Raw genomic sequence first — 2,918 nt, 5'->3', positions numbered from 1 at the left:
CATAGCTTCACGGCCACGGCGACCGATGCTGCGGGCAACACCGGCACGGCGTCTTCGCCGGTCTCGGTGACGATCGCCGCGACGGCTGCGGCGCCGACGATCGCTTCGTTCACGACCGACAGCGGCGTTGTCGGTGACCACATCACCAACGACAACACGCTGACGCTGACGGGCTCGGCGGTGGCCGGCAGCACCGTGAAGGTGCTCGACGGTTCGACCGTGCTGGGGACCGTGACGGCGAACGCGAGCGGTGCCTGGACGCTGACCACGGCGGCGCTGTCCGACGGCGGTCACTCGCTGACGGCGACGGCGACGACCTCGGGCGGCACCAGCGTCGCGTCCACGGCCCTGGCCATTACCATCGATACGCAGGCGCCGAACGCGCCTATTGAGGTCGGTGACTCAATCGTCAACGGAAACCAGGTGACGTTAACTGGCACGGCCGAAGCAAACAGCACGGTCCAAGTGTACGATGGCGCGACCCTTGTGGGCACAGGAACGGCTAACTCCTCAGGGAATTGGACCGTTACGACTGCCGGATTATCAGAAGGGGCTCATTTCCTGGCAGCAACGGCGACCGATGTTGCTGGAAATGTCAGCGTTCTTTCGCAGGCCCTGGATCCCGTCATCGGTGCCGCGGTTCCCGCCACCCCAACGATCACCTCGTTTACGACCGACAGCGGTGTCATCGGTGACCACATCACCAGCGACAACGCGCTGACGCTGACGGGCTCGGCCGTTGCCAGCAGCACCGTGAAAGTATTCGATGGTCCGACCCAATTGGGTACGGCCAACGTAGATGGCAGTGGGCACTGGTCATTCACAACATCCGCGCTTGGTGACGGAGCCCATAACCTTACTGCGCAGGATGTCGATTCCTCGGGGCAGGTTAGCCTCGCATCGGCGCCGTTGTCGGTCACGATCGATACCCACGCCCCAGTCGCGCCGACGTTCACTGCGTTTTCGCAAACAGGGACGTCGGTGGGAAGCACGACGACCCTTAACGACCTCGTGCTTAAGGGATCCGCGGAAGCCAATAGCTCGGTCAAGATCTTTGATAACTCAACCCAGATCGGGACCGCGACCGCGGATAGCAGCGGCGCGTGGAGCTTCGATACCGGCGCGTTATCGAATGGAGCTCAGAAATTTACGGCTACCGCAACGGATGCGGCTGGAAACGCGAGTGCGGCTTCAGCCAGCCTCGATGTCACGGTCAATTCGACATCCTCGGGTTACGCTGATGGATCGAGCAGCGCGCATAGTGGTACGCCGCAGCTGGCATCGTTGCTGGACAGCTACGCAGTTCGCCCACCCTGGCAGGTCGCGGGCGTAGACTATGCGGTCGGTGTTCCGGCGGGCACGGCGCTCAAGGATCCGAGCGTTGCCGCAAATCTTCCGGCCGGCGTATCGATCGACGCTGCCAACCATGTCGTGAACATACTTGGCAACAACGTTACACTCGATGGTTTCGACTTCTCGAAGAGCGGCGGTTGGACTGTCGTCATCAAGCCGGGAACCACAGGCACGACGACCATAGAGAACTGCAACTTCTCGCTTGGCGCGAACCAGCCCGTTGCCATCGATGCTGGTTCGAGCAACGTGGGAAATCTCACGGTGTTGAACTGCTCCTTCGACGGGAATCAGATGAATATTCCGTCGGTGCAGCCGCCGCCGGCAGGAACAGGCCTGGGCGCTGCCATCAACTACAACGGCACTGGCACGTTCATCGCCAAGTACAACTACATTCACGACATGCCCGCCGATGGTATCGATCTGGGCAACGGAACGGTTACGCCTACGATCCAATACAACGTCTTTGAGGGTTTGGGGTACACGCCGGGATCGCATCCCGACCCCATCCAGTTTGTCGGCGACGTCGTGAATAATGCGATGATCGCCTACAATACAATCTATCAGCCTCAGGGAGTCGAACCGAACGAAGGACTTGCCGTTCAAGCCCAACTCGGCTCGACGATTACGAATACGACGATCGCCAACAATGTCATTATCGCGACCGGCCCCAACATGTCGGTCTCGTTGAACATTGGGCTTTTCCAAGACAGCGGAAACGTCCTCAATGGAGTGATTGTCAGCAACAACTACGTCGATCCCACAGGCACCTTTACGGATACGGGCTTTGGCGATCTGGCTGCGGAAGTGCAAGGATCAAATCTCACTATCGAAAACAACATTAACCTACTGACCGGGAAGAAGACGGGCCCCACGGCAGGCAGCTTTGCGACAACCGATGTTGTCAGCGTCGTTCCTTCACCGAGTTCGGGGACCGAGGGCGTTGGAACCTCGATCGTATTTTCGGTCAAGTTTGATCAGACCATGACGGTCACCGGCAAGCCCTCGCTGGTCCTGAATGACGGTGGTGTGGCGACATATACAGGAGGATCGGGTACCAACACGCTGACGTTCAGCTATACGGTCGCTGCCAGCGATACCAAGGTTTCTGCCTTGGCCATTACCCAGGTCAACCTGGCGAATGGTGCGAAAATCGCCAATTCGCTGGGGGATGCGGCCGAGCTCACCGGCGCGTTGAAGACCTTCACTGGCCTGCAGGTAGATCCCGGCTCGACTTCCTCGCCTTTGGCGCCGACGATCGCCTCGTTCACGACCGACAGCGGCGTTGTCGGTGACCACATCACCAACGACAACACGCTGACGCTGACGGGCTCGGCGGTGGCCGGCAGCACCGTGAAGGTGCTCGACGGTTCGACCGTGCTGGGGACCGTGACGGCGAACGCGAGCGGTGCCTGGACGCTGACCACGGCGGCGCTGTCCGACGGCGGTCACTCGCTGACGGCGACGGCGACGACCTCGGGCGGCACCAGTGTCGCGTCCACGGCCCTGGCCGTCACCATCGATACGCACGCGCCGGGTGTGCCGACGCTGGTCGCATCGACGTCTGC

The 2,918-nt window shown here is 61.0% G+C and carries 2 protein-coding genes; one reads left to right on the top strand and one right to left on the bottom strand.

All coding sequences use genetic code 11. The features are described from left to right. The coding region (locus tag L6639_RS43430; RefSeq protein WP_237867354.1) for a hypothetical protein at positions 1-194 on the bottom strand (194 nt) is incomplete at its 3' end. Between L6639_RS43430 and L6639_RS42765 the strand changes: the two genes are divergently transcribed. Then, positions 100-2,918: Ig-like domain-containing protein (locus L6639_RS42765; protein ID WP_237867353.1), on the top strand; the 2,819-nt coding region annotated here is incomplete at its 3' end. The two genes, L6639_RS43430 and L6639_RS42765, sit on opposite strands and share 95 nt — an antisense overlap.

The organism is Bradyrhizobium zhengyangense, assembly GCF_022012555.1.
GTDB classification, from domain to species: Bacteria; Pseudomonadota; Alphaproteobacteria; order Rhizobiales; family Xanthobacteraceae; genus Bradyrhizobium; species Bradyrhizobium zhengyangense.
The sequence above is the reverse complement of the archived record's forward strand: the minus strand, read 5'-3'. Positions and strand labels throughout refer to the sequence as shown.